This is a genomic window from Streptomyces doebereineriae (assembly GCF_031845645.1).
Taxonomy (GTDB): domain Bacteria; phylum Actinomycetota; class Actinomycetes; order Streptomycetales; family Streptomycetaceae; genus Streptomyces; species Streptomyces canus.
Window position 1 is genome coordinate 628,318 of sequence record NZ_JAVREZ010000001.1, and the last position, 24,829, is coordinate 653,146.

The following is a 24,829-nucleotide window of genomic DNA, read 5'->3' on the forward strand; positions in this document are numbered from 1 at the left end:
CAGACATCTGGGTGTCAGACATCGGCAAGCAGCGGACGCAGCTTCCCGGCGATGAGCTGGACCTGCCGGGCCACCATCTCCTCGGGCATCCCGGCCAGCGAGGCCCACAGGAACACGCCCTCCACCGGCAACCCTGCCACGTACACCTTGATGGCATCGGCGACCTCCTGCGGAGTGCCGTACAGGAACTGACCGACACCGGTCGCGCTCAGCCCCGTCTCCCGCCACTTCTCGGGATCGATGGGTCGGGGAGGGGGCTGCTCGGTGCCCTCCACCATGTACCGGCGGTAGCTGTCCCACTGGTACGCCAGGTGCTTGCGTACGACCGGCCAGTCGCCGTCGGGGTCCTCGGTGACGAACGTGGTGAACGAGCCCTGCATACGGGCCGTCGACAGGTCGTACCCGCTCTCGGCGAGCCCTTCCCGGTACGGCGTCAGCAGTGCCGGGTTGAGGGACAGCAGACCGGTGCCGAGCCGGCCGGCCCGGCGGGCGCCCTGCGGGCCCTGGTAGCCGAGCCAGATCGGCAGCGGATCCTGGACCGGGCCCGGGGTGACCAGGGATTCGGCCCACAGGCCGCGGATCTCCCGTACCCGTTGATCGGTCGTGGTGTAGCGCTTGGTGAGGTCGCCGCCGTACAGCCGGTACTCGGGCACCCGGTAGCCGGTGCCGAGCCCGAGGTCCAGGCGGCCGTCGCTGATGATGTCCACGAGCGCGGCCTGTTCGGCGATCTCGGGGGCCGCGTGCAGCGGTGCGGGGATGACCGCGGTGCCCAGGCGGACGCGGCGGGTGCGGGCGGCGGCCGCGGCGGCCATGGTGAGCGGCTGGGGGAGATAGCCGTCCTCGAAGCCGTGGTGTTCGGAGAACCAGACCGAGTCGAGGCCGAGGCGGTCCGCCTCCTCGCACATCTCCAGGGCGAACCCGTACACCCGCGACCAACTTTGCTGCCACGGTGGCGGGTTGCGCAGGTCGAAGTAGATGCCCACCTTCACGAGGAACCTCCAGCTGCTGTGTTGTCGGCCAGTTGGATCGTCGCGTGCGCGACGGCCACTCCGTCCCCGGGCGGCAGGAGCCGTACCGGGCGCAGTTCCAGCGCCTCGATCTCGGGGTGGTCCTCCACCATCGCCGAGATGCGCAGGACGGTCTCCTCCAGGGCCGCGAGGTCCACCCCCGGGCCCCCGGTCCGGCCGTCCAGCAACGGGGCGGCCCGCAGCGAGCGGACCATCTCGCGGGCGTCGCGGTCGCTGAGGGGGGTGACGCGGTGGGCGACGTCCGCCATGAGGTCGGCGTAGTCCCCGGTGAGCCCGAAGGCGACCACCGGGCCGAAGACCGGGTCGGCGCGGACGGTGAGAAACGCGTCGGGACCGGGGCCCGGTTCACCCCCGCGTACGGCGATCCCGTACGAGGCGAGCAGTTCGGCGGCGACCGCTGCGGGGACCGGCCCGGGGGCACAGGAGGCGATCAGCGACCGGGCCCGCTCGGCGTCGACTCCCGCGAGGTCGGGTACGACGCCCGCGGGGGTGCTGCGCCAGGCCTGGTAGGCCGCCGCGTGTCCGAGCGAGGTGGCCGCGGCCTCGGGGAAGGTGTACGTCGGTACCACCAGGTCGCCCCGGTGCAGGAGATCGGCGACGCCCGCTCCGCCCAGGAAGCTGGCCAGCACGGGTTTGTCGGGCCGGGCCGCGGCCGCGTCGAGGATCGCCGACGCCACCTCGTCGGGCTTGTCCGCCAGCGGCGGCATGAACAGCACGACGGCCGCGTCGATGTCGTCGTCGGCCAAGGCGGCATCGAGCGCCTGGCGGTAGTGGGCGGCCGTGGCCGTGGGCGTCAGGTCGATCGGGTTGGAGACGTCGGCGTGGGACGCGAGGGCCGGACGGAGCGTCTGCCGAGTGCGCTCACCGAGCGCGGGCACGCACAGACCGCTCGCCGCGCACGCGCCGACCGTCAGCGCCGCCGGGCCGCCCGCGTTGGTGATCACGGCGACCCGGTTGCCGGGCGGGGGAGGCTGGTGGGCGAGCAGCAGGGCGACGTCGAACAGCTCCTGGAGGCTGCGGGTGCGGATCACGCCGGACTGGGCGAACAGCGAGCTCACCGCCGAATCCGCGTGGCCCGGATGGACCGCGACGATCGGTTTGCGCGGCGCGATCCGGCGGGCGACGCGGGCGAACCGGCGCGGATCGCCGAAGGTCTCGACGTGCAGCAGGATCACCGAGGTGCCCGGGTCCTCCTCCCACCACTGGAGCAGTTCGTCGGTGGAGACGTCGACGGCGTGGCCCACCGACACGAAGCCGGAGAAGCCGAGTCGCAGCCGCCGGGCGAAGTCGAGCACCGCGAGCCCGAGCGGCCCGGACTGGCTGGACATCGCCACCCGGCCGGGCGTCGGCAGGGCGGGCGAGAAGGTCGCGGCCAGTCGCGCCGCGGGGGTCGTGTTGACCACGCCCATACAGTTCGGGCCCACCAGCCGCATTCCGGAGGCGCGGGCGAAACGCGCCAGCTCCAGCTCGCCGGCTCGTCCGTCGGCTCCGGTCTCGCCGAAGCCCGTCGAGACGACGACCACCGCCTTGACCCCGACCTCCGCGCACTCCCGTACGACACCGGGTACGGCCTCGGCCCGTACGGCCACCAGCGCCAGGTCCGGCGGCTCGGGCAGGTCCCGGACGCTTGCGTACGCCCGCGCCCCGGCGATCTGCCCGGCGCGCGGGTTGACGGGGAACACGCTGCCGGCGAAGCCGCCCCGCAGCAGGTTGGCGACGATCTCGTGGCCGATCGTCAGGGGGTCGCGGTTGGCGCCGATCACGGCGACCGAGCGCGGTTCGAGCAGGGGCTTGAGCGAGCGCCGTACGGCCGTCTGTTCGCGGCGCTCGGCCCGCGCCACGGCCTGGGCCTGCGGATCGACGGCGATCTCGAAGTGGATGATCTGGCCGGGCGGACCGGCTTCTATCCGGTAGCCGGAGCCGAGGAACACGTTGATCATCCGGGCGTTGTCGGCGAGGACGTCGGCCTCCAGCACCCGAATGCCCCGTGCACGCGCGGCGGCGGCGATGTGCTCCAGGAGCAGCCTGCCGAACCCCTCGCTCTGGTGGTCGTCCCGGATGGTGAAGGTGACCTCGGCGTGCTCCGGTTCCTCCGGGTTGCGGACGTAGCGCACCAGGCCGGCGATCTCGTCCCCGGCCAGGGCGACGAGCGCCAGCTCGTTGAGGTAGTCCACGTGCGCGCCGCGCCGGATGACGTCGTCGCGGGCGCGGACCACCGGACCCAGGGAGCGGTAGGCCAGGGTGGCCCGGGACAAGGTGCCGACGAAGGCGACCAGGCGGTCGGCGTCCTCGGGCCGGATGGGCCGGACGAAGGTCGACCGCCCGGTCCTGACGAGCCCGGGCCGTTCCAGGTCTTCGGGATACGAGGGGTACGGGGGAGTGGTCACCGGAGGGGTTCCGTCGGCGCCGCTCAGACGGCCGCCTCCTGGGGAGTCTGCTCCGGCAGGCGGAAGAGCTCGTTGAAGGTGCCGCGCGTGACGCGCTCGCGGATGTCGTCCGGCACCCCGTCGAACAGGTCGTGGAGCGTGGACTGGGTGTGGCCGTAGGTGCCTTCCAGATGGGGGTAGTCGTCGCCCCACATCACGTTGCGGTAGCCGGTCGACTCGACGATCTCCACCGAGCTCTTGTCGTGCTGGAAGGAGGCGTACACCTGCTGCCTGATGATCTCGCTGGGCAGCCGGCTCAGCTTCGGCCGGACGAACATGCCGTGCTGGCGGTAGGCCTCGTCCATCCGGTCGCCGATGGCCGGCATCCATCCCGCGCCGCCCTCCGCGATGAGGATCCTCAGGTCGGGGTGGCGGTCCAGAGCGCCGCCCGCGACCATGTGGGACACCACGCGCATGCCCGGGTAGGTCGTCTCCATGTAGTTGACGACCGCACCGCCGGGTCCGCGGAAGACGACGTTCTGGCCGCCCGTGCCGATGTGGAAGGCGAGCACCAGACCGGCCCGCTCGACCGCCGTCCACAGCGGCTCCCAGCGGTCGAGGGCGTACTCCTCGCCGTCCCGCGTGGAACACGGCAGGAAGACGGCCTTGAACCCCAGCTCCGCCACCCGTTCCACCTCGGCGACCGCGTCGTCGATGTCGGCGGTCGAGAGGCAGGCGGTGGTGATGACCCGCTTGTTCTTGCTGAGGATCTCCTCGTGGGCCCAGTCGTTCCAGGCCCGTACGGTCTCCCGGGCCAGCTCCCGGTCGGTGATCGACACCAGCCAGAACCCCATGGAGGGGAAGGCCAGTTGGGACCACACACCCTCCTGGTCGAGGTCCTTGAGGCGGACCTTCAGGTCCCAGGCGCCCGGCGGACGCATGGCGTCCATGAAGTCGCCGAGCTGGCGGTCGATGCGCTCCCCGTCGATGTAGAGCATCTCGTACTTCTCGCCGCGCTCGCTGCGCGGGGCGCGGGCGCCGAGCCGTGCGGGCAGCCTCTCGGTCCACACATCGGCGGGTTCCATCACGTGGGAGTCCCCGGAGTTGACCCAGATCTTCGTCATGACGCTCCTTCGGGTCAAGGTTGCAAGCTCAATGGATGTAATCAGTTAGCGATTTTAGTTGTATGGGTGGCCGAAGGGAAGGCCGGGCCGTGAAAGATCAGCTCCGGCGCCGCTCGATCTCGTCCACCAATTGCGGCAGCACCACGAAGAGGTCCCCGACCACGCCGTGGTCGGCGAGCTCGAAGATCGGGGCGTCGGCGTCCTTGTTGACGGCGACGATGGTCTTGGACGTCTGCATGCCCGCCCGGTGCTGGATCGCGCCGGAGATGCCGGCGGCGAGGTAGAGCTGCGGGGAGACCTGGGTGCCTGTCTGCCCGACCTGGTGGCTGTGCGGGTACCAGCCCGCGTCCACGGCCGCACGGGACGCCCCGACGGCCGCGCCGAGCGCGTCGGCGACCCGTTCGATGAGGGCGAAGTTCTCGGCGCCGTTCACCCCACGACCGCCGGAGACGACGAGGTCGGCCTCGGTCAGTTCGGGCCGGTGGCCGCGCTCCCGCGGTGTGCGGGACAGGACCCGGACGGCGTGCGAGGGCGGGCCGAAGGTGACGTCCTGCTTCTCGACGGCGGGTTCGGCGGGGGCGGCCTCGGGGGCGGCGGCGTTCGGCTTGACCGTGATCACCGGCACGCCCTGGGTGACGTGTGCGGTGACCTGGTACGTCGCAGCGAACGCCGACTGCTGGGTGACCGGGCCGTCGGGTCCAGCGGTGACATCGACGGCGTCGGTGATGAGTCCGGAGCCGAGGCGCAGCGCGACCCGCGCGGCAATCTCCTTGCCGTCCGGCCCGGACGGCAGCAGGATCGCGGCCGGGCCGGTGCGCTCGGCGATCTGCGTGAGGGCGTCCACGGCCGGGGTGACGAGGTACTCGTCGACCTCGGGTGCGTCCACGACGTAGATCTTCCGGGCGCCGTACCGGCCGAGTACCTCGGTCGCGGTGTTCGTGCCCGCCCCCAGGAAGACGGCCGAGGGTTCGCCCAAGCGGCGGGCCAGGGTGAGCAGTTCGAGGGTCGGCTTGCGTACGGCACCGTCGACGTGGTCGACGAGGACGAGGATCTCGGCCACGGTGATGCAACTCCTTCAGGCAGGTTCAGGGCGGGGCGCGGTCAGATGAATTTCTTGGCCGTGAGGAAGGTGGCCAGTCCCACGCCGCCCGTCCCCTCGTCGGCGACGATCTCGCCCTTGGTGCGCGGCGGGCGCCGGGTCGTGGTGTCCACGGCCGACCGCGCCCCGGCCGGGCCGACCTCGGCGGCCTCGATGCCGAGGTCGGCGAGGTCGAGGGTCTCCACCGGCTTCTTCTTCGCGGCCATGATCCCCTTGAAGGAGGGGTAGCGGGCGTCCCCGGAGCGGTCGGTCACCGAGACGACGGCGGGCAGGGCGCCCTGGATCCGTACGGTCGCGCCGTCGCCTTCACGGCGCCCGGTGACGTTTCCGTCCTCGATCGCCAGGTCTTCGAGGTGGGTGACGGCCGGGACGCCGAGCCGCTCGGCCAGCAGCGCGGGCAGCACACCCATGGTGCCGTCCGTCGAGGCCATCCCGCACAGCACGAGATCGAAGCCGTGCCGCTCGATCGCCTTGGCCAGCACCAGTGACGTGCCGAACGCGTCGCTGCCCTCGATGTCCTCGTCGCTGACATGGATCGCCGAGTCACCGCCCATGGCCAGGGCCTTGCGCAGGGCGTCGCGCGCGTCGTCCGGTCCGACGGTGAGATAGCTGATCTCGGCGTCGGCGTCCGACTCGGCCAGGCGCAGTGCCTGCTCGACGGCGTATTCGTCGAGTTCGGACAGCAGTGAGTCGACCGACGCCCGGTCGGTGGTGCCGTCCTCGGTGAAGGTGCGGTCCGCCGTGGCGTCGGGGACGTGCTTCACACAGACAACGATCTTCACGGCAGCCCTCCTGTGGTTCAATGAGTGCTAATAGTTAACTATATAGATCGGCGGAGCGCGAGTCTCGCGCCCAATCCGTCGAATTGGTTGACTGATTGCGCTGATAGCTGGAAGATCTGGGCACTGAGCCGCGAGGAGGCGCCATGGTCGGTGACAGGGACACCGCTGACAGGTACTTCGAGCCCCAGGTGGAGACCATGCCGCGCCAGGAACTGCGCGCGCGGCAGGAGAAACAGCTCCTGGAGCTCGTGGAGTACGCCTACGCCAACTCGGCCTTCTACCGTGAACTGTGGGACGAGCACGGGGCCCACCCGCGTGACATCCAGTCCCTCGAGGACTTCCGGGCACGCATCCCGTTCATCACCAAGGACATGATCCGTGCCTACCGGAGCCGCACCGGCGACCCCTTCGCCGGCCTGCTCTGCGTCCCGGTCGAGGAGCTGACCTCGGTCTCCTCCAGTTCCGGAACCACCGGCGACCCGGAGTTCTTCGCCGAGATCTGGCAGGACGCCCCGCCCCTGGTGACCGCACAGGTACGGGACCTGTGGGAGCTGGGTCTGAGGCCCGGGGACCGGGTCCTGAGCCCGCCCGGCACCTTCCGCAACTTCATGGACGCCGGCTTCCAGGCGCTGGGCGCGGTGGTCATCGAGGTGGACACCTGGATGGGGAACATGCCCGAGGTCGTCGAGGCCCTGCGCACCTACCGCCCCGCCTACCTGCAGATGATGTATCCGCAGATGGTGGAGCTGGAGCACCTGGCCGAGAAGACCGACCTGAGGGAAGCCTTCTCCTCCCTCAAGGGCGCCTCCTGCGCCGGTCAGCCCCTCAGCCGGAAGATGCGCGAGAGGATCCGCGACGACTGGGGCATCGACGTCTACGAGTACACCAGCGCCGCCGACACCGGCACCGCGTGGGAGTGCCGCGAGCACGACGGCTTCCACCTCTGGGAGGACACCGTCTTCGCCGAGTGCGTCGAGGTCGACGAGCACGGCTGGCACGACGTCCCCGAGAGCGACCTGGGCGAACTGGTCGCCACCGACCTGGACAACCGGGCCGCGCCGCTGATCCGTTACCGCAGCGAGGACCTCGTCCGCCTCTCCCGCGACACCTGCGGCTGCGGCCGCACCCACGCCCGCATGTGGGTGGCCGGGCGGAGCGGCGACGAGACGGTGGTCCAGGGACGCTCCGTCGTCCTGCGGGACGTCTGGCAGGCGGTCGAGGACCAGCCGGAGACCGTCGCCGGCGTCTTCCAGATCGTCCGGGACCGGCGCGAGGTCGACGAACTGCGGCTGCGCGTCGGCTATGACCCCCATCTCACCGGCGACGTCGACGCGCTGGCCGGACGCCTGAGCGAGGCCGTGCGCGAGCGCACCGGAGTCAAGCCGGTGCTCGACATGCGCACCGAGGAGGACCTGTTGAAGACCATGACCAGCGTCGCCAAATTCCCCCGGGTGGTGAAGACCTGATGGCCCGCGCCGACACCCTGGCCCGCGCCAGGACCCTCGACCGCCCCGAACTCGCCTATCTCCTGCGCTTCCCCACCGCCGACGGCATGCAGGACCTGGAGCTGACCTGGGCGGAACTCGCCCGCGACACCGAGTGGGCCACCGCACGGCTGCGCGAACACGGCCTCGCCGCCGGGCAGCGGGCCCTGCTGACCGCCTCCGGCTTCGAGGGCTTCTGGGGACATGCGGTGATCGGCGCCCTGCGCACGCTGAAGGTGCCGTACGGCATCGCCGAGGCGATGGGCTGGGACCACCGCCGCACCGCGGTCTTCCACCGCGAACTGACCCCGCACGCGGTGATCGGCCTGTCGGCGGAAACGCTGGAAGGGCTCGCCGGCACGGCCGACATCGGCGAGATGTTCCGGTCCACGCCCGTAGTGCTGGCCCGGCCCGCCGCCGTACCCCTCCTGCGCGGAGTGGGGGTGACCGCCTCCGTGATCTCGGCAGTGGGACCGGCGCTCGCGCTGGAGTGCCCCGAGCGGAGCGGCGCACATGTCAATGCCGCCGAATGGCGGTTCGGCGAGCGCGATGGACAGCTGACCGTGGCGGCGGGGGAGGGGCGCACCTCGCCCCTGCCCGAGACACCTCTCGGCATCACCGGACGCGTCGTCGTGGGCCGGTGCGGCTGCGGCAGCGACAACCCGCGAGTCCTGCTCGCCGAGGCCAACTGACCTTTCCGATGGAGGAATTGAGCATGTCTGAAGGAGTGGTCGAAGGCCGGATCGCGGTCGTCACCGGCGCCGGCAACGGGATCGGCCGGGCACACGCCCTGGCGTTCGCCGCACACGGGGCGAAGGTCGTCGTCAACGACCTGGGCGGCGGACGGGACGGTGCGGGCGCCTCCGCCGGGCCCGCCCAGAGTGTGGTCGACGAGATCGTCGCGGCCGGTGGCGAGGCGGTGGCCAACACGGACGACATCTCCACCTGGGAGGGTGCCGGCCGGCTCGTCCGGCAGGCCGTCGACACCTACGGCGGTCTGGACGTGCTGGTCAACAACGCCGGCATCCTTCGGGACCGGATGATCGTGTCGATGACCGAGCGGGACTGGGACAGTGTGATCGCCGTCCACCTCAAGGGCAGCTTCGCCACCCTGCACCACGCGGCCGCGTACTGGCGCGAGCGCGCCAAGTCCGGTCACGACAACGACGCCCGGGTGATCAACACGACCTCCCCGTCCGGCATCTTCGGCAACCCCGGCCAGTCCAACTACGGCTCCGCCAAGGCCGGCATCGGCAGCCTCACGATCATCGCCGCCGCCGAACTCGCCCGCTACGGCGTGACGGTGAACGCCATCGCGCCCACCGCGCTGACCCGGCTGACCGACGACATCGAGATGATGAAGCAGGCCGCCGAAAGTCAGGACCTGACCCCCGAGGCCATCTCACCGCTGGTGGTGTGGCTGGGCTCGGCCGCCTCGCGCGAGGTCACCGGCCGGGTGTTCGGCGTCGTCGGCAACCGCATCACCGTGCTGGAGGGCTGGGTCAACGGCCCCGCCGCGAGCGCCGACACCCGCTGGACCCCGGAGGAGCTGTCCTCCGTCGTCCCGAACCTGGTGGCCAAGGCGGCTCCGAACGCTGACGCCCTCGGCAGCCGGAACGGGGCCTGAGATGACGACGACCCAACGCCCGGTCGCCGAGGGCCTGTTCACCTGGCCGCCCGCCGCCGCACCCGTCCGGCTGATCGGTTCCGAGTGCAGGGTGTGCGGCCTGGTGAGCTTCCCGGCCGCCGCGACCTGTGTCCGGTGTGCGAGCGACGAGTCGAAGGAACGGCTCCTGGCGGACCGCGGCACGCTGTGGACGTACACGACGCAGGACTTCCGCCCGCCGTCCCCGCCGTACGACGGCCCCGAGACCTTCGAGCCGTACTCCGTCGGATACATCGAACTCCCCGGCGAGCTGCTGGTCGAGGCCCGGCTCACCGAACCCGACCCGGAGAAACTGCGGATCGGGCAGGACATGCGGCTGACGCTCGTGCCCTACACCGTGCAGGACGACGGCACCGAGGTCGTCACCTTCGCGTTCACCCCGGTCGAAGAGTCCACCCAGGTCGAGGAGGAGGCGTCATGACCGAGGCCGTCATCATCGGGGTGGGACTCCACCCCTTCGGCAGGTTCCCCGGCAAGCCCGCCCTGGACATGGGCGCGGACGCGGTACGGCTGGCGCTCGCCGACGCGGGCGTGAACTGGCCGCAGATCCAGGGCGGTTACATCGGCAGCTACGAGGTCGCCAACCCGGACGCGATCGTCGGCCGGCTCGGCCTGACCGGCATACCGATGCGCGGTGTCTTCAACGGCTGCGCGACGGCCGGTACGGCGGTGGCGCTGGCCGCCCGTGCGATCGAGACCGGCGAGCACGACCTGACCATCGCGATCGGCCTGGACAAGCACCCGCGCGGCGCGTTCGCCGCCGACCCGTCCGTGGCGGGCATCCCCTCCTGGTACGGGCAGACCGGGCTCTTCCTCACCACCCACTTCTTCGGCATGAAGATCAACCGCTATATGCACGAGCACGGCATCTCACACGAGACGCTCGCCCGCGTGGCCTCCAAGAACTTCCGCAACGCGGCCGGCAACGAGAAGGCCTGGCGCCGCACACCCCTGTCGCCCGAGGAGGTCCTCGCCTCCCCGGTCCTCAACTACCCCCTGCGCCAGTTCATGTACTGCGGCCCGAACGAGGGCGCCGCGGCCATCGTGATGTGCCGGGCCGACCAGGCACACAAGTACACCTCCACCCCCGTGCGGGTCCGGGCCACCTCCCTGCGCAGCCGCAGGCTCGGCGCGTTCGAGGTGCAGAGCCCGTCCTTCCCGGTCGGGGAGCCCGTGGACAGCCCGAGCGTGGACGCCTCCCGGGACGCGTACGAACGCGCGGGCATCGGCCCCGAGGACGTCGACGTCGCCCAGCTCCAGGACACCGACGCCGGGTCGGAGATCATCCACATGGCGGAGAACGGCCTCTGCAAGGACGGCGAGCAGGAACGCCTCATCGCCGAGGGCGCCACCGAGATCGGCGGCCGGCTCCCGGTCAACACCGACGGCGGACTGCTCGGCAACGGGGAACCGATCGGCGCGTCCGGACTGCGCCAGATCCACGAGATCGTTCTCCAGCTGCGCGGCACGGCGGGCACCCGCCAGATCCCCGGCACCCCGCGCGTCGGCTACACCCACCTGTACGGCGCGCCCGGCGCGTCGGCGGTGACGATCCTCTCGACCTGACAGCGGAGCGAACGCGATGGAATCCGACGACATGCGGGACTTCGCCGCCGAGGCGCGCCGCTTCCTCGACGCGCACGTGGCGAAGGCCCCCGACCGCACCGCCGTCACCTGGGGCGAGGGCGACGACTCGATGGCGTACTTCAGCAGCCTCCCGCCCGAGGAGGAGCGGGAGTTCGTGCAACGCGCCCGGGAGTGGCAGCGGATCCGTTACGAGAACGGCTTCGGCTGGATCACCGGACCGGTGGAGTACGGCGGCCGGGGCCTGACCCCCGTCCACGACCTGCTCTACGACGCCGTCGAGTCGGAGTACGACGTCGCCGACACCGGTGTGCTCAGTGTGATCGGCCTGGGCATGATCGGGCCGACGATCCTGGCCCACGCCCAGCCCCACATCAAGGACCGCTGGCTGCCGGCGATGTACCGCGGTGACGCCATCGCCTGCCAGCTGTTCAGCGAGCCCGGCGCGGGGTCCGACCTGGCGAGCGTGGCGACGCGGGCCGTCCGTGAGGGCGAGGACTGGGTGCTCAACGGGCAGAAAGTGTGGACGTCGGTCGCCCAGCACAGCCAGATCGGCCTCGCCCTCACCCGCACCAACCCCGACGCGCCCAAGCACCGCGGCATCACGGCCTTCCTGGTCCCCATGGACACCCCCGGCGTCGAGGTACGACCGCTGCGGCAGATGACCGGCGGCGCCGACTTCAACGAGGTCTTCCTCACCGACGTACGCATCCCCGACGACCACCGGCTCGGCGAGGTCGACGGCGGCTGGACCGTCGCGCTGACCACCCTGATGAACGAGCGCGCGACGGTCGGCAGCGAGGGCGTGGGCCCGGTGGGCGCCGCCCTGTCCCCGGACCACCTCTCGGCACTGATGCGCGCCACCTGGACCTGGGACGACCGCGCCCTGCGCGCCCGCCTCGCGGAACTCCTCGTCGACGCTCTGGCCACCGAACACCTCAACGCACGCGCCCTGCGCAAACTGCGCGGCGGGGTAGCACCGGGCCCCGAGATGTCCGTCTCGAAGCTGATGTACGGCCAGAACCTGACCCACGCGGCGCACTTCGTGTCCGACGTGCTCGGCCCCCGGATCATCGCCGACACCGGTCAGTGGGGCACGTACGCCTGGACCGAACTCCTCCTGGCCACCCCGGCGTTGCGGATCCTCGGCGGCACCGAGGAGATCATGAAGAACATCCTCGCGGAACGCGTCCTCGGCCTGCCCAAGGAGCCGGTGACCGCCGCTGTCAAGGAGGTGCGGTCGTGACCGCCGACGAGAGCGAACTGCGGGAACTGCGGGCGTCCGTAAGGGAGTTCCTGGACTCCAAGTCGCCTGAGGAAGCGGTACGCAAGCTCATGGAGAGCGAGCCGCGCTTCGACCCGGCGGTGTGGTCCCAGGCGGCCGACCAACTGCGCCTTCCGGGCCTGGCGATCCCGGAGGAGTACGGCGGCGACGGCTTCGGCCTCGTCGAACTCGGTGTCGTCCTGGAGGAGATGGGCCGTGCGCTGTTCTGCGCCCCCTTCTTCGCCACCGTCCTCCTGGCCGCCCAGGCCCTACTGGCCTCGGGAGACAGGGATGCCTGCGCACGCTTCCTCCCCGGCATCGCCTCCGGACGGACCACGGCCACCCTCGCCGTCGCCGAGGACCACGGCTCCTGGGACCCCGCCATGGTCTCGGCGCGCGCCGTGCCGGACGGCGACGGCGGCTGGACGGTACGCGGTCGCAAGTGCTTCGTCATCGACGGTACGACGGCCGACCTGATCCTCGTCGTCGCCCGTACCGTCGCCGGTCCCACCCTCTTCGGGGTGGAGCGGGATGCCACGGGACTCGCGGCGGAACCGATGGAGACCCTGGACGCCACCCGGGCCATGGCCCGGCTGACCTTCGACGCCGTGCCCGCGACGCGCGTCGGGGCGGAGGGGGCCGGCGGCCGCATCATGGCCAAGGTCCTCGACATCGCCTCGGTGGGGCTGGCCGCCGAGCAGGCGGGTGGGGCGCGCCGGTGCCTGGAGGCGAGTGCGGACTACGCCCGCGTCCGTCATCAGTTCGGCCGGCCGATCGGTTCCTTCCAGGCGGTCAAGCACAAGTGCGCCGACATGCTCGTCCAGGTGGAACTGGCCGAGGCGTCCTCCCGTGAGGCGGCGCGGCTGGCCGACGAGGACTCCCCGGACTTCCCGGTCGCCGCGGCCGTGGCGCACGCCTGCTGCTCACGGGCGTACATGACCGCGGCCATGGAGAACATCCAGGTCCACGGCGGCATCGGCTTCACCTGGGAACACCCGGCCCACCTGTACTTCCGACGGGCGAAGTCCTCGCAGCTGCTGTTCGGCGGGCCGGCGGTGTACCACGAGCGGTTGCTGGACCGGCTCGGGATCTGAGCTTGTTCCGTAGGAGCGTGGGGCATCCCGGCCCTCGTTGGTGGCGGAGCCGGGTGGGCACGCTCGTACTGGTCGTGCCAAGCAGCGATCGTGAAAACAAGTGCAGCAGCTGCCACGAGCAGTTGGACCGCTCCTGCGACCGGATGCGCCGAGCGAAGGAAGATCACGGCGATCACGAGCACGCCCAAGGTGAACCCGCCGAGCCAGAGGACCGGAACCCAGTCCATGGGGGGTGCCACGGTTTGCTCGTCCGTACCGCCCCATCCACGGATGACGGACGCCAGCCCCAGCAGAAAGGCGACCGGGATTTCGATGAGCAGCACGATCAGGCTTATGCAGCCACCTGCGAACCCGTCGCCTCGCGAGTCTGAAGGCTGTCCAGGGCGGCAATCGTTCCCCGGCAAGCGCGGTATACGCGAACTCGGCTCGAAGCGCATGGTCACAGGCTCGTGGGTCACGCCGGGCGCTGCATCACGGTTCACCAGGCCGAAACCGAGTCGTGGCCGAGCTGAGCACCCGTCATGTCGGGTAGCCCGAGGCTGTCGTCACCCGCCGGCCTGGCCCACCGGTAAACCGGTGGCATCGACAGCTGTCCGTCCCTACTGTCCGGCTCATGGATGACACCAATGCCCCGCCGCGGCTGACCCGACTCACCTTCCACGGCCCTCTCTCCGAGGACCGGGCCACCAGATTGATCCGTCAGCTCACCGACGGAGTTGGACCAACCGCCCCGGCTACGGTGCTCGACATAGGTTGTGGTTGGGGAGAGTTCATGCTCCGTCTCCTCGAGGCCGTGCCCGGCGCGACCGGCGTCGGTATCGACCTCAATGAGGACGACCTCGCCCGCGGACGCGCCAACGCCGAAATGCGGGGGCTGGCCGAGCGCGTCGACTTCGTCCGTGAGTCCGCTGTCGACACCGCCCGAGGCCCCGCCGACATCGTTCTGTGCTTCAGCGCCAGCCACGCGCTCAGTGACGCCCAGCCACCGGAGCACACCACCGCTGCACTGCACGCCCTTCGTCGCCTGGTAAAGCCCGGCGGCCGTGTCCTTCTCGGCGAGGGTTTCTGGCAGCGTTCACCTGTTCCGAGCGAGTTGTCGGCCATGTGGCCGGAAGCCTCAGCTTCCGAGTTCCACGACCTCTGCGGCCTCGTCGACGTGGCCATCGCCGCGGGCTTTCGCCCTGCCTGGATCGAGTCCGCAAACCATGACGAATGGGATCACTTCGAGTCCGCCTACCAGTCCGACGTCGAGGAATGGCTCGCCGCCCATCCCGATCACCCCCTGGCCAAGGAGACCCGCGGCCGTGTGGATCGCCATCGCAGTATGTGGCTCCGGGGTTATCGCGGCGTCATGGGCCTGGCCTACTTGACCCTCGTTCCCGTGAAATACGGAGTCGGGAAGACGACCAGACGCCCCGAGAGCGTCAGCGAACGCGACGGCCTCAGACGTTAAAACAAGCTGAGAGCCGCAGCAAGAAAAGAGCTCCCCGAGGGATGACGAATCCCCGAAGCGTTTGCCTTGGGTCTCGCTCAGCCGCGCGCCGCCTCGCCCAGCAGCGCCTTCGCGATGATGACCTGCTGAATCTGGCTGGTGCCCTCGTAGATGCGGAACAGCCGGGCGTCCCGGTAGAAGCGCTCGACGGCGACCCCGCGCATGTAGCCCGCGCCGCCGTGGATCTGCACGGCGCGGTCCGCGACCCGCCACACCATCTCGCTGGCGAAGTACTTCGTGCAGGACGGCCCGATCTTGGTGTCGGTGCCGGCGTCGAAGGCGCGGGCGGCCTCGAGGACGGTGGCGCGGCCCGCGTAGTAGTCGGTCTGCGAGTCGGCGATCAGGCCCTGGACGAGCTGAAAGGAGCCGATGAGCTTGCCGGACTGCTTGCGGGTGCTCGCGTAGCCGACCGACTCGTCGACCAGACGCTCGGCCATACCGACCATCAGCGCGGAGATGTGCACCCGCCCGTGGGCGATGCAGCCCATCGCGGTGCCGAAGCCGCGGTTCAGACCCTCCTCGCCGCCGACGAGCGCAGAGGCGGGCACCCGTACGTCGTCGAAGAACACATCCGCGGTCCAGGCGCCGAGCTGGCCCATCTTGTGGTCCTTGGGAGCCACGGTGAGGCCCGGGGTACCGGCCGGGACCAGGAAGGTCGAGATGCCTCGGGTGCGCGGGGCGTCGGGGTCGGTGCGGGCGAAGACCATGAAGACGTCGGCGAGCGGGGCGTTGGTGATGTACCGCTTGGCCCCGTTGATCACCCATTCGTCGCCGTCCAGGTGCGCCTTCGTGGCGAGCGTCGAGGGATCGGAGCCCGCCTCGGGCTCGGTGAGCGCGAACGAGGCCAGAACATCACCCGAGGCGATCCTCGGCAGCCAGTGAGCCTTCTGCTCCTCCGTACCGCCGACCATGAGGACATGACCCGCGATGCCGTTGTTCGTGCCGAACATCGAACGCAGCGACGGGGTCGTGTAGCCCAGCTCGAACATCAGCTGGGCCTCCTCGAGCATCGACAGACCCAGTCCGCCGTACTCCTCGGGCAGCGCGAAGCCGAACAGGCCCATCTTCTTGGCCGCCTCGCGGATGTCCGCGGGCATCTCGTCCTTCTCGTCGATCTCCGCCTCGAGCGGCACGACACGGTCCCGGACGAAACGCCGGACCTCGGACAGCACCGCGCTGAAGTCAGCCGCGTCCATGTCGACTCTCCCTTGTTGCCCTCATCGGTCTCATTGATCTGTCTCGTCCGGCTTCTGCTCCGGCCGGTAGCACAGCGCCAGCAGCACCGCCGCGCTCGCCGTGCCGATCCCGGCCGCCAGCAACGCGTGCCGGGTGCCTGCGCGTTGGAGGCGCAGCAGGCCGTCGAGCGAGTACCGGCCGTTGCCCAGCGCCGCCAGTGCGACGGCCGCGCCGCCCACGACACCGGCGTACTCCCAGCCGCCCTTGAAGACGAAGAAACCCTTGCCGCGGTGGTCGGTCCGCGCGGCCACGGTCATCAGACCGACGGCCGCCGCGGCGGGGAGCGGGTTGGCGGCGCCGAGCGCGATGCCCACCCCGGCCGCCATCTCGGTGCCGGCCGCCATCCGGGCGTGCACCTCGGCCGGCTTGAGGCCCAGCGCCTCGAACCAGCCCGTGGTGCCCTTGAGTCCGCCCGGTCCGGCTACCTTGTTCCAGCCGTGTGCGAAGAGCATCGGGCCGAGGGTCGCGCGCAGCGCGAGGGCGGCGGCGTCGTGGCCCTTCACTGGCCGACGCCCGTCGCCCGGCCCGCGGGGACGGCTCCGTACAACTGCGGTACCGCGTCCACGAGTTCGCCGTAAGTGAGGGCCTGGCCGGACTGGCTGGGGTGGACGGCGGCGACCGTCCAGCCCTGCAGGCGGTTGAGCCGGTTGCCCTCGATGCGCAGGACCTGGCCGGTCAGCCAGGCCGCGCTGTCGGAGGCCAGGTAGACGACGACACCGGAGGCGTTGGCGGGATCACGCGGGTCGAAGCCCTCGGTGGCCTGGAGCGACTCGCCGACGGCCAGGCCGTCCGTCATCCGCGTGGCCGCGATCGGCGAGATGGCGTTCGCGGTGACGCCGTAGCGGCGCATCTCCAGGGCGGTGAGGACGGTGAGTCCGGCTATTCCGGCCTTCGCCGCCCCGTAGTTGGACTGGCCCTGGTTGCCGAACAGGCCGGTCCCGGAGGTCGTATTGATCACGCGTCCGGAGACCCGCTCGCCCCGCTTCGACGCCTCGCGCCAATACGCGCACGCATGCCGGGTGAGCGCGAAGGTGCCCTTGAGATGCACCGCGATGACGGTGTCGAACTCGGCCTCGGTCATCGAGAACAGCATCCGGTCGCGCACGATGCCCGCGTTGTTCACGACGATGTCGAGGCGGCCGAACTCTGCGACGGTGTCCGCGACCATGGTCTCGGTCGCCGCCCAGTCCGTCACCGAGGAGTGGTTGGCGATCGCCCGGCCGCCGAGTTTGGTGATCTCGGCGACGACCTCGTCGGCGGGGGAGTCGCCGGTCTGCTCGCCGTGTATGCCCGAGCCGAGGTCGTTCACCACCACGGTCGCGCCGGCCTCGGCGAGCGCCAGACAGTGCGCCCGGCCAAGGCCTCTTCCGCCGCCGGTGACGATGGCGACCTTGTCGTCGAGGATGCCCACGCCGTACCTCCAGAGATGTGAGTTCAGTTGAGTTCGCGGAGCACTTCGTCGGTGTGCTCGCCGAGTGTCGGAGCGCCGCCGCGCGGCTTCTCGTCGACGCCCCAGAAGGCGACGGGTGTCGCCACCGTCCGCAACGGCGGCGCGTCACCCATGCCGGGCTGTTCGACGAACGCCCCGACCGCCTCCGCCTGCGGATCGGCCGCGACCTCCGCCAGGGTCTGCACGGGCGCCCACCACACGCCCTCGGCGTCGAAGCGCTCGGCCCACTCGTCCAGCGGACGCTTGGCGAACTCCTCGTCGAACGCGGCGATCAGCTCGCGTACGTGGCCGCGCCGTGCCTTGCCGGTCGCGAACCGCTCGTCCGTCCCCAGGTCCTCGCGCCCGAGCGCCTTGACGACACCGGGCCAGTGGCGGTTGCCCTCCAGGCCTACCAGCCAGAACCAGCGGTCGTCGGCGGCCCGGTAGGAGTTGTAGAGCGGCGACTCGTGCTCGGTGCGGTGGCGGGTACGGCCGCGCTTGCCGAAGAAGTTCTGCAGGGCGAGGTCGTTGCCGTTTGCGTACGTGCCGGAACGCAGCAGCGATACGTCCACCACCCCACCCTCGCCGGTGCGTTCGCGTCGCAGCAGCGCAGCCAGCACCCCGGCGACCAGGTTGGCCGCGGCCGTACGGTCGCCGAGCCCGGGCCGGATTCCGGGAGGCGGCTCCCCGGCCGGGTTGAGCATGGCGGCGATGCCGGGCCGGGCCCAGAACGCGGAGACGTCGTACCCGGCGCGGTCGCGCTCGGCGCCCGTCCAGCCGTAGCCCGTCAACGTGCCGACGACCAGGCGGGGGTGGCGGGTGCGCAGTTCGTCCGGGGACAGGCCCAGCCGTTCCAGGGCGCCGGGGCGGAGGTTGGTGACGAACACGTCGGCGCGCTCCAGCAGCCGCTCCAGTACGTCCTTGCCCTCCTGCGAACGCAGGTCGAGGACGATCCCGCGCTTGCCGCGGTTGTCGGTCTCGAACGGGGGAGCGCTGTCGATGTCCTGCCCGACGTGCTTGAGCGTGTACCGGTTGGGGTCGCCGGTCGGCGCCTCCACCTTGATCACGTCCGCGCCCCAGTCGGCGAGCATGGTGGCCGCGGCCGGTGCCGCCACCCACATGCCCAGCTCGACTACGGAATAGCCCTCCAGTGGCCGCACGGCCCACCTCCAGATCAGTCGGGCGCTTGTACGCCTGCTACACGCCGCGGAAGTCGCCCGGTCGGCGTTCCCGGAAGGCCTTGAGTCCCTCGGCCCGGTCCTCGGTGCTGAACAGCACCGCGACGGTTTCGCGCTCGTACGCGATCGCCGCCTCCAGGTCCATGCCGAGCCCGTAGTCGACAAGCCGCTTGCCCGCCGCGAGCGCGAGCGGGGCCCCGGCGGTCAGCTTCGCGGCCAGGGCTTCGGCGGTCTTGAGCGCACCGCCGGGCTCGGCGAGTTCGTTGACGAGTCCGAGCGCGTGAGCCCGCTCCGCGTCGATCGGCTCGCCGGTGAGGATCATCTGCCTGGCGATCGCGGGCGGCAGGAGGCGGGGCAGCCGCTGGGTGCCGCCCGCGCCCGGCAGCACGCCGAGCTTCATCTCGGGCAGGCCCAGCCGGGTGCCCCGCTCGGCCACCCGCAGGTCGCAGGCGAGCGCCAGCTCCAGGCCGCCGCCGAAGGCGAACCCGTGGACGGCCGCGACCGAGGGCTTGGGGAAGTCCTCCAAGAGCGCGAACGCCTCGGTCAGGCGCCCCACGAAGGTGCGGAACTGACCTGGCGCGGTGAACGACTCGATCTCACCGAGGTCGGCGCCGGCCGAGAAGGCCCGTCCCGCACCGGTGATGACCAGGGCGCGTACGTCGTCGTTGTCGCGGACGTCGGCGAGCGTCTGTTTCAGCTGTTCAGCGGTCTCGGAGCCGATGGCGTTGAGCTGCCCCGGCCGGTCGAGGGTCAGCACGGCTATGCGGTCGCGGAGTTCGGTACGCAGCACGGTGTTCACGTCAGACCATCGTCAGTCCGCCGCTGACCGAGAGCGTCTGCCCGGTCATATAGGCGGCGTCGTCGGACGCGAGGAAGGCCACCACGCCGGCGATCTCGTCGGGCTGGGCGACGCGGCGCAGCGGGATGGCCCGCACGGTCGCGTCGTACATCTTCTGGCTGTAGTCGGCGACCTGGCCCAGCAGCGCGGTGTCGGTCGGGCCCGGGCAGACGCTGTTGACGGTGATGCCGTGCCGGGCGACTTCTCGGGCCAGCGCCTTGCCGAAGGCGATGACCCCGCCCTTCGTCGCGGAGTACACCACCTCGCCGGACGAGCCGACGCGGCCGGCGTCCGAGGCGATGTGCACGATCCGGCCGCCACCGCTTTCGATCATCGAGTCCAGTACGGCGCGGGTCACGGTGATCGTGCCGCGCAGATTGACGTCGATGATGCGGTTCCAGGTGTCCTCGGTGCTGTCGACGAAGCGGCCGATGACGTCGACGGCCGCGTTGTTGACCAGCACGTCCACCGGACCGAGCTCGACGGTCACCCGCTCCACGGCCGCGTGCACGGCCGCGCTGTCGGAGATGTCCGCGCCGACCCCCGTCGCCCGCACTCCGTACCGCTCGACGAGTCGGCCCGCGACCTTGGCGGCGGCCTCCGGGTCGAGGTCGCAGACGGCGACCGCGGCTCCCTGGGCGGCGAGCCGGTCGGCGATCGCCTCGCCGATCCCGCGTCCCGCTCCGGTGACGAGTGCCACCTTGTCCCGTACGCTCACGCGCCCTCCCTCGCCCATGTCTCGATACAGCGCTATCGTATAACTACTTCAGCTAAATAAGCGAGATGTATGAGTGGAGTCGAGCATGCGCCGAACGATCTTCACCGAGGAACACGAGCTGTTCCGCGAGACCGCCCGCACCTTCTACCTGCGCGAATGCGCCCCGTACGCCGAGCAGTGGGAGCACGACGGGCAGGTGAGCCGGGCCGCGTGGGCGGCGGCGGGCAAGGCCGGCCTCATCGGCTGGCAGTTCCCGGAGGAGTACGGCGGCCAGGGCATCCGGGACTTCCGCTACAACGCCATCATGGCGGAGGAGATGGCGGCCACCAGCACGGTCGGTATCGGACTCGGGCTGCAGAACGACGTCCTCCCGCCCTATCTGATGAACCTCACCACACCTGAGCAGAAGGCCCGCTGGCTGCCCGGTGTCATCAGCGGCGAGACGATCTGCGCGCTGGCGCTGTCGGAGCCGTCCGCCGGGTCCGACCTCAAGGCCATCCGTACCACCGCCCGCCGGGACGGCGACGAGTGGGTGATCGACGGCTCCAAGACCTTCATCACCAACGGCATCCTGGCCGACCTGGTGATCGTCGCCTGCAAGACCGACCCGGAGGCGGGTCACAAGGGCATCAGCCTGATCGTCGTCGAGCGCGGCGCCGAGGGCTTCGAGCGGGGACGCAAGCTCGACAAGGTCGGCATGAAGGCCCAGGACACCGCCGAGCTCTTCTTCCATGAGGTCCGGGTCCCGGCCGAGAACCTCATCGGAGAGGAGGGCCGCGGTTTCTACCACATGATGGGCAACCTCCCCACGGAACGGCTTGCCATTGCCGTCTCCTCGCTGGCGGCGGCCGAGCGGGCCTATGTGCTGGCGCTGGACTACGCCAAGACCCGTACCGCCTTCGGCCAGCCCATCGGGGAGTTCCAGGCCAACCGGTTCGCGCTCGCCGACATCAGGGCCAAGCTGAACGCCGCTCGCGTGTACGTGGACGGCTGCATCATGGCCCTGTTGCAGGGCGAGCTGACGCCCGACGAGGCCGCGGCCGCCAAGTACTGGACCTCGGAGACCGGCTGGCAGGTCATCGACCGCTGCATGCAGCTCTTCGGCGGCTACGGCTACGTCAACGAGTACGAGATCGCGCGCATCTGGCGCGACAGCCGGGTGCAGCGGGTCTTCGGCGGCACCTCGGAGATCATGCTGGAGATCATCGGGCGGTCGCTGGGCCTGTAGCCCACGGCCCTGAGTGTCTTGAACTTATTGACTACCTTGGCTAAATAGGTTAGCTATTTAGCCTGGATGTGCGCAGTGTTGCGCGGTCTCTAGGAGGTACCCGTGGTCACGGTCGATGTGAAGTTGCACCAGGACAGAGCCGAGCACGACCTGCCGCAACCACGGCTGATCATCGGTGGCAAGGACGTCACCGACACCAGTGGCGGACTCTACGAGCACCGCAACCCCGCGACCGGCCTCATCCAGGCGCACATCCCGCTCGCGGGACCCACCGAGGTGGACCGGGCCGTCGCGGCCGCACGCCAGGCCTTCGAGGTGTGGGGCACCATGCGCCCCGCCGAGCGCCGCCGGCTGCTCACCCGCTTCGCCGGCCTGCTGCGCGAACACATCCCCGACTTCGCGGCCATCTGCCCGCTGGAGAACGGCGTGTGCATCGGCGGCTGGGCGGAGAACGTCGGACCGCACGTCGCCGAGTGGACCGAGTACTACGCCGGCTGGGCCGACAAGATCGAAGGCATGGTCGGCGCGGCCTACAGCCCGCACGAGAACGTCGAGTACACGATCGCCGAGCCGTACGGCGTCATCGGCCACATCATCACCTGGAACTCGCCCGCGCTGTCGCTGGCGATGAAGGTCCCGCCGTCGCTCGCCGCCGGCAACACCGTGGTCATCAAGCCGGCCGAGTCCACACCGTTCTCCGCGCTGCTCTTCGCCGACCTGGCCCGCGAGGCCGGCATCCCCGAGGGCGTCATCAACGTCGTCACCGGGCTCGGCGACGCGGGATCGGCCCTGGTGACCCACCCCGGCGTCGACAAGATCTCCTTCACCGGCGGCCCCGCCACCGCGCGCCGCATCATGGCCGACGCGGCCCTGAGCCTCAAGCCGGTCGTGTTCGAGCTCGGCGGCAAGTCCGCGAACCTGCTCTTCGCCGACACCGACCTGGACACCGTCGTCCCGTACTGTGCGGCCTTCGCCATGAGCAACACCGGGCAGGGCTGCGCACTGCCCACCCGGCTGCTGGTGGAGCGCGCGATCTACGACGAGGTCATCGCGCGGGTCACCGGTGTGATCGCCCACCTGCCCGTGGGTGACCCGCTCGACCCGACGACGTACATAGGACCCCTCATCAACGAAGCCGCCCGCGACCGCGTCCAGGGCATGGTCGACAAGGCAGTCGAGGACGGTGCCGGCCGGCTCGTGTACGGCGGCGAACGCATCGCATCCGACGGCTACTTCGTCTCACCGACCGTCTTCGCGGACGTCGACAACCGCAGCGACCTCGCCCAGCAGGAGGTCTTCGGCCCGGTCCTGGCCATCACCCCGTTCGACACCGAGGACGAGGCCGTCGCGCTGGCCAACGACAGCGAGTACGGCCTGTCCGCCTACATCCAGTCCCGTGACATCGCGCGCGTCAACCGCCTGGTGCCGCGGCTGAAGGCCGGGACGGTCTACGTCAACCCCGGGCCGAATCCGATCACTTCGCCTGCCACGCCGTTCGGTGGGGTCGGCATGAGCGGGTTCGGGCGGGAAGGCGGCAAGGCCGGTCTGGACGAGTTCATCAACGTCAAGGGTGTCGGCATCGGTCGCGTCTGACGACCCCTCAACCTTTCGAATTCTTCGAAGCTTTTGGAGCCAACAGAATGCATTCCGCCCGCCGCCTGACGTTCGGCGACATCATCCGTGAGCACCGAAGGTCCTTCCCCGACGGAGTCGCGCTCGTCGACGGCGACGTCAGGCTGACCTGGCCCCAGCTGGACGAGCGCACCAACCGACTCGCGGGCGCCCTCACGGACGCGGGCGTCGGCTCCGGCGACCGCATCCTGTGGCTGGGCCAGAACTCCTTCCGGATCTGGGAGCTGCTCGGCGCCGCCGCGAAGATCGGCGCCATGGTCTGCCCCGGCTACTGGCGCTGGGCCGCCCCCGAGATGGCCTTCGCCGTCGAGGACTTCGACCCCAAGGTCGTCGTCTGGCAGGACGAGGAGATCGGCGACACGGTCGCCAAGGCGCGGGCCGAACTCGGCAGCGACCACCGGGCGTTGTGGCTGCGCCACGATTCCGAGGGCGCCGACTCCTACGAGTCCTTCCTGGCCTCCGGCTCGCCCGAGGACCCCGTTGCCGAGGTCGACCCCGACGCCGCCCTGCTGGTCATCTACACCGCGGCGATCTCCGGCCGGCAGTCCGGCTCGATGCTCTCGCAGCGCAACCTGCTCGCCATGGGCGCGAGCGCCGCCTGGATGGGGGACATCGGCACGGAGACGTCCTTCCTCGGCGCCGGTCCCATGTTCCACATCGGCAACTACCAGTTCTGGGGCGTCCCGGCCTTCGTCCACGGCGGCAAGAACGTGGTCGTCCGCCGCGTGGTCGCCGAGGAACTGCTCCCGCTGCTCGCGGCGGAGCAGTGCACCCACGCCTACCTGATGCCCCCGACCATCGCGCAGCTCGTCGCGCTGAACCGCGAGGCCGGCCACGACCTGTCCCACCTGCGCGCGAGCGTCGCCGCGCAGCTCTGGGAGGGCACCGTCCCCACCGATCAGAGCCGCTTCACCCGCAACGGCGGCGGCATGGGCCGCGGTTACGGGCAGACCGAGGTGACCGGCTTCGCCGTGACAGGCGCCTACGGCGGCTCGGGCGCCGGCAACGCGGGACGCCCCGGCCCCTTCACCGCCGTACGCATCCTGGACGGCACCGGCCAGGAGCGCGCGGTCGGCGAGGCCGGTGAGATCTGTGTCCGCGGCGACCTCGTGCACCTCGGCTACTGGAACCGGCCCGAGATCAACGAGGAACGCTTCCGCTTCGGCTGGTGGCACACCACCGACCTCGGCAGGCGCGAGGCCGACGGCACGATCAGCTTCCTCGGGACGACCACCCGCATGCTCAAGTCCGCGGCCGAGAACATCTTCCCGGCCGAGGTGGAGAACTGCATCGAGTCCCACCCCGCGGTCAAGGAGGCGGCCGTGATCGGCGTGCCCAACGAGCGCTGGGCGCAGGACGTCAAGGCCGTCGTGGTGCTCCAGCCGGGCGCCGAGCCGATCACGGCGGCGGACGTCATCGAGCACTGCCGGGCGCGGATCGCCTCGTACAAGAAGCCGAAGACGGTCGAGTTCGTCGAGGCGCTGCCGCGCACGAAGGACTACGCCAAGGACTACGAGGTGCTCGACGAGCGCTTCGGCGGGGGCGGCTACCCCGGCGGCGACACGCTCGGCGCGGGGCGGTGACGTC

At 70.6% G+C, this 24,829-nt stretch carries 22 protein-coding genes and 1 pseudogene; 11 read left to right on the forward strand and 12 right to left on the reverse strand.

Features of this window, described 5'->3' with window-relative positions; all coding sequences use genetic code 11:
• Nucleotides 1-14 precede the first annotated feature (14 nt).
• The 5 genes from RNB18_RS02980 to RNB18_RS03000 all read right to left on the reverse strand — a co-directional run bounded on the left by RNB18_RS02980 (nt 15) and on the right by RNB18_RS03000 (nt 6,381).
• Nucleotides 15-989 (reverse strand): LLM class flavin-dependent oxidoreductase, encoded by a 975-nt coding sequence (locus RNB18_RS02980; protein WP_311712549.1) that lies wholly within the window; start codon nt 987-989, stop codon nt 15-17.
• Nucleotides 986-3,415 (reverse strand): bifunctional acetate--CoA ligase family protein/GNAT family N-acetyltransferase, encoded by a 2,430-nt coding sequence (locus RNB18_RS02985; RefSeq protein WP_311712550.1) that lies wholly within the window; start codon nt 3,413-3,415, stop codon nt 986-988. The genes RNB18_RS02980 and RNB18_RS02985 overlap by 4 nt, the downstream gene beginning before the upstream one ends.
• 23 nt (nt 3,416-3,438) lie before the next feature.
• The gene (locus RNB18_RS02990; RefSeq protein ID WP_057612807.1) at nt 3,439-4,518 is read right to left on the reverse strand and encodes an amidohydrolase family protein; all 1,080 of its coding nucleotides are present in this window, start codon (nt 4,516-4,518) and stop codon (nt 3,439-3,441) included.
• Nucleotides 4,519-4,615: 97 nt separating this feature from the next.
• Nucleotides 4,616-5,578 carry an electron transfer flavoprotein subunit alpha/FixB family protein gene (locus RNB18_RS02995; protein ID WP_311712551.1) on the reverse strand — a complete coding sequence of 321 codons (963 nt, stop codon included), beginning with the start codon at nt 5,576-5,578 and terminating at the stop codon, nt 4,616-4,618.
• Between the two features lie 41 nt (nt 5,579-5,619).
• Nucleotides 5,620-6,381 (reverse strand): electron transfer flavoprotein subunit beta/FixA family protein, encoded by a 762-nt coding sequence (locus tag RNB18_RS03000; RefSeq protein ID WP_311713008.1) that lies wholly within the window; start codon nt 6,379-6,381, stop codon nt 5,620-5,622.
• Between the two features lie 161 nt (nt 6,382-6,542).
• Here RNB18_RS03000 and RNB18_RS03005 point away from each other — a divergent pair, with 161 nt between their 5' ends.
• The 7 genes from RNB18_RS03005 to RNB18_RS03035 are packed head-to-tail and all read left to right on the forward strand — an operon-like array spanning nt 6,543 to nt 13,491.
• Nucleotides 6,543-7,865, forward strand: a complete 1,323-nt coding sequence (locus RNB18_RS03005) for a phenylacetate--CoA ligase family protein (RefSeq protein ID WP_311712552.1) — start codon at nt 6,543-6,545, stop codon at nt 7,863-7,865.
• Nucleotides 7,865-8,575, forward strand: a complete 711-nt coding sequence (locus tag RNB18_RS03010) for a hypothetical protein (protein ID WP_311712553.1) — start codon at nt 7,865-7,867, stop codon at nt 8,573-8,575. Before RNB18_RS03005 ends, RNB18_RS03010 begins: the two co-directional genes overlap by 1 nt.
• Before the next feature lie 23 nt (nt 8,576-8,598).
• Nucleotides 8,599-9,510: an SDR family oxidoreductase gene (locus tag RNB18_RS03015; protein ID WP_311712554.1), complete on the forward strand. Its 912-nt coding sequence runs from the start codon at nt 8,599-8,601 to the stop codon at nt 9,508-9,510.
• A 1-nt stretch (nt 9,511) separates the two neighbouring features.
• Entirely contained in the window at nt 9,512-9,970 is a 459-nt protein-coding gene (locus tag RNB18_RS03020; RefSeq protein ID WP_311712555.1) for a Zn-ribbon domain-containing OB-fold protein, read from the forward strand.
• Nucleotides 9,967-11,115, forward strand: a complete 1,149-nt coding sequence (locus RNB18_RS03025; RefSeq protein WP_311712556.1) for a thiolase family protein — start codon at nt 9,967-9,969, stop codon at nt 11,113-11,115. The genes RNB18_RS03020 and RNB18_RS03025 overlap by 4 nt, the downstream gene beginning before the upstream one ends.
• A gap of 16 nt (nt 11,116-11,131) precedes the next feature.
• Nucleotides 11,132-12,379 carry an acyl-CoA dehydrogenase family protein gene (locus RNB18_RS03030; RefSeq protein WP_311712557.1) on the forward strand — a complete coding sequence of 416 codons (1,248 nt, stop codon included), beginning with the start codon at nt 11,132-11,134 and terminating at the stop codon, nt 12,377-12,379.
• The gene (locus tag RNB18_RS03035; RefSeq protein ID WP_311712558.1) at nt 12,376-13,491 is read left to right on the forward strand and encodes an acyl-CoA dehydrogenase family protein; all 1,116 of its coding nucleotides are present in this window, start codon (nt 12,376-12,378) and stop codon (nt 13,489-13,491) included. Before RNB18_RS03030 ends, RNB18_RS03035 begins: the two co-directional genes overlap by 4 nt.
• 35 nt (nt 13,492-13,526) lie before the next feature.
• Here RNB18_RS03035 and RNB18_RS53595 read toward each other — a convergent pair.
• Nucleotides 13,527-13,928, reverse strand: a pseudogene (locus tag RNB18_RS53595) (DUF6234 family protein); the annotation flags it as partial.
• 176 nt (nt 13,929-14,104) lie between these two features.
• Between RNB18_RS53595 and RNB18_RS03040 the strand changes: the two are divergent.
• Complete coding sequence (locus RNB18_RS03040) at nt 14,105-14,944, forward strand: SAM-dependent methyltransferase (RefSeq protein ID WP_311712559.1); 840 nt, start codon at nt 14,105-14,107, stop codon at nt 14,942-14,944.
• Between the two features lie 77 nt (nt 14,945-15,021).
• Here RNB18_RS03040 and RNB18_RS03045 read toward each other — a convergent pair whose 3' ends face one another.
• From RNB18_RS03045 to RNB18_RS03070, 6 genes are read right to left on the reverse strand one after another with little or no spacing between them, the layout of a single operon-like run.
• Complete coding sequence (locus RNB18_RS03045) at nt 15,022-16,179, reverse strand: acyl-CoA dehydrogenase family protein (protein WP_311712560.1); 1,158 nt, start codon at nt 16,177-16,179, stop codon at nt 15,022-15,024.
• Nucleotides 16,180-16,209: 30 nt separating this feature from the next.
• Nucleotides 16,210-16,722, reverse strand: coding sequence for a DoxX family protein (locus RNB18_RS03050; protein WP_311712561.1), 513 nt, complete (start codon nt 16,720-16,722; stop codon nt 16,210-16,212).
• Nucleotides 16,719-17,630, reverse strand: coding sequence for an SDR family NAD(P)-dependent oxidoreductase (locus RNB18_RS03055; RefSeq protein WP_311712562.1), 912 nt, complete (start codon nt 17,628-17,630; stop codon nt 16,719-16,721). Before RNB18_RS03055 ends, RNB18_RS03050 begins: the two co-directional genes overlap by 4 nt.
• Nucleotides 17,631-17,653: 23 nt before the next feature.
• Nucleotides 17,654-18,808, reverse strand: a complete 1,155-nt coding sequence (locus RNB18_RS03060) for a CaiB/BaiF CoA transferase family protein (RefSeq protein ID WP_311712563.1) — start codon at nt 18,806-18,808, stop codon at nt 17,654-17,656.
• A 37-nt stretch (nt 18,809-18,845) separates the two neighbouring features.
• Nucleotides 18,846-19,625, reverse strand: coding sequence for an enoyl-CoA hydratase/isomerase family protein (locus tag RNB18_RS03065; protein ID WP_311712564.1), 780 nt, complete (start codon nt 19,623-19,625; stop codon nt 18,846-18,848).
• 1 nt (nt 19,626) lies between these two features.
• The gene (locus RNB18_RS03070; protein WP_059203847.1) at nt 19,627-20,382 is read right to left on the reverse strand and encodes an SDR family NAD(P)-dependent oxidoreductase; all 756 of its coding nucleotides are present in this window, start codon (nt 20,380-20,382) and stop codon (nt 19,627-19,629) included.
• Nucleotides 20,383-20,467: 85 nt separating this feature from the next.
• Here RNB18_RS03070 and RNB18_RS03075 point away from each other — a divergent pair, with 85 nt between their 5' ends.
• The 3 genes from RNB18_RS03075 to RNB18_RS03085 all read left to right on the forward strand — a co-directional run bounded on the left by RNB18_RS03075 (nt 20,468) and on the right by RNB18_RS03085 (nt 24,825).
• Nucleotides 20,468-21,610: an acyl-CoA dehydrogenase family protein gene (locus RNB18_RS03075; protein ID WP_311712565.1), complete on the forward strand. Its 1,143-nt coding sequence runs from the start codon at nt 20,468-20,470 to the stop codon at nt 21,608-21,610.
• 102 nt (nt 21,611-21,712) lie between these two features.
• Entirely contained in the window at nt 21,713-23,203 is a 1,491-nt protein-coding gene (locus RNB18_RS03080) for an aldehyde dehydrogenase family protein (RefSeq protein ID WP_311712566.1), read from the forward strand.
• Nucleotides 23,204-23,250: 47 nt separating this feature from the next.
• Nucleotides 23,251-24,825 carry an AMP-binding protein gene (locus RNB18_RS03085; protein ID WP_311712567.1) on the forward strand — a complete coding sequence of 525 codons (1,575 nt, stop codon included), beginning with the start codon at nt 23,251-23,253 and terminating at the stop codon, nt 24,823-24,825.
• Nucleotides 24,826-24,829: the final 4 nt, after the last annotated feature.

Coding starts and splice junctions, on each gene's coding strand:
- RNB18_RS03085 (WP_311712567.1), top strand. CDS start 23,251: ATGCATTCCGCCCGCCGCCTGACGTTCGGCGACATCATCCGTGAGCAC.
- RNB18_RS03030 (WP_311712557.1), top strand. CDS start 11,132: ATGGAATCCGACGACATGCGGGACTTCGCCGCCGAGGCGCGCCGCTTC.
- RNB18_RS03020 (WP_311712555.1), top strand. CDS start 9,512: ATGACGACGACCCAACGCCCGGTCGCCGAGGGCCTGTTCACCTGGCCG.
- RNB18_RS03045 (WP_311712560.1), bottom strand. CDS start 16,179: ATGGACGCGGCTGACTTCAGCGCGGTGCTGTCCGAGGTCCGGCGTTTC.
- RNB18_RS03015 (WP_311712554.1), top strand. CDS start 8,599: ATGTCTGAAGGAGTGGTCGAAGGCCGGATCGCGGTCGTCACCGGCGCC.
- RNB18_RS03075 (WP_311712565.1), top strand. CDS start 20,468: ATGCGCCGAACGATCTTCACCGAGGAACACGAGCTGTTCCGCGAGACC.
- RNB18_RS03040 (WP_311712559.1), top strand. CDS start 14,105: ATGGATGACACCAATGCCCCGCCGCGGCTGACCCGACTCACCTTCCAC.
- RNB18_RS03025 (WP_311712556.1), top strand. CDS start 9,967: ATGACCGAGGCCGTCATCATCGGGGTGGGACTCCACCCCTTCGGCAGG.
- RNB18_RS03010 (WP_311712553.1), top strand. CDS start 7,865: ATGGCCCGCGCCGACACCCTGGCCCGCGCCAGGACCCTCGACCGCCCC.
- RNB18_RS02990 (WP_057612807.1), bottom strand. CDS start 4,518: ATGACGAAGATCTGGGTCAACTCCGGGGACTCCCACGTGATGGAACCC.
- RNB18_RS03005 (WP_311712552.1), top strand. CDS start 6,543: ATGGTCGGTGACAGGGACACCGCTGACAGGTACTTCGAGCCCCAGGTG.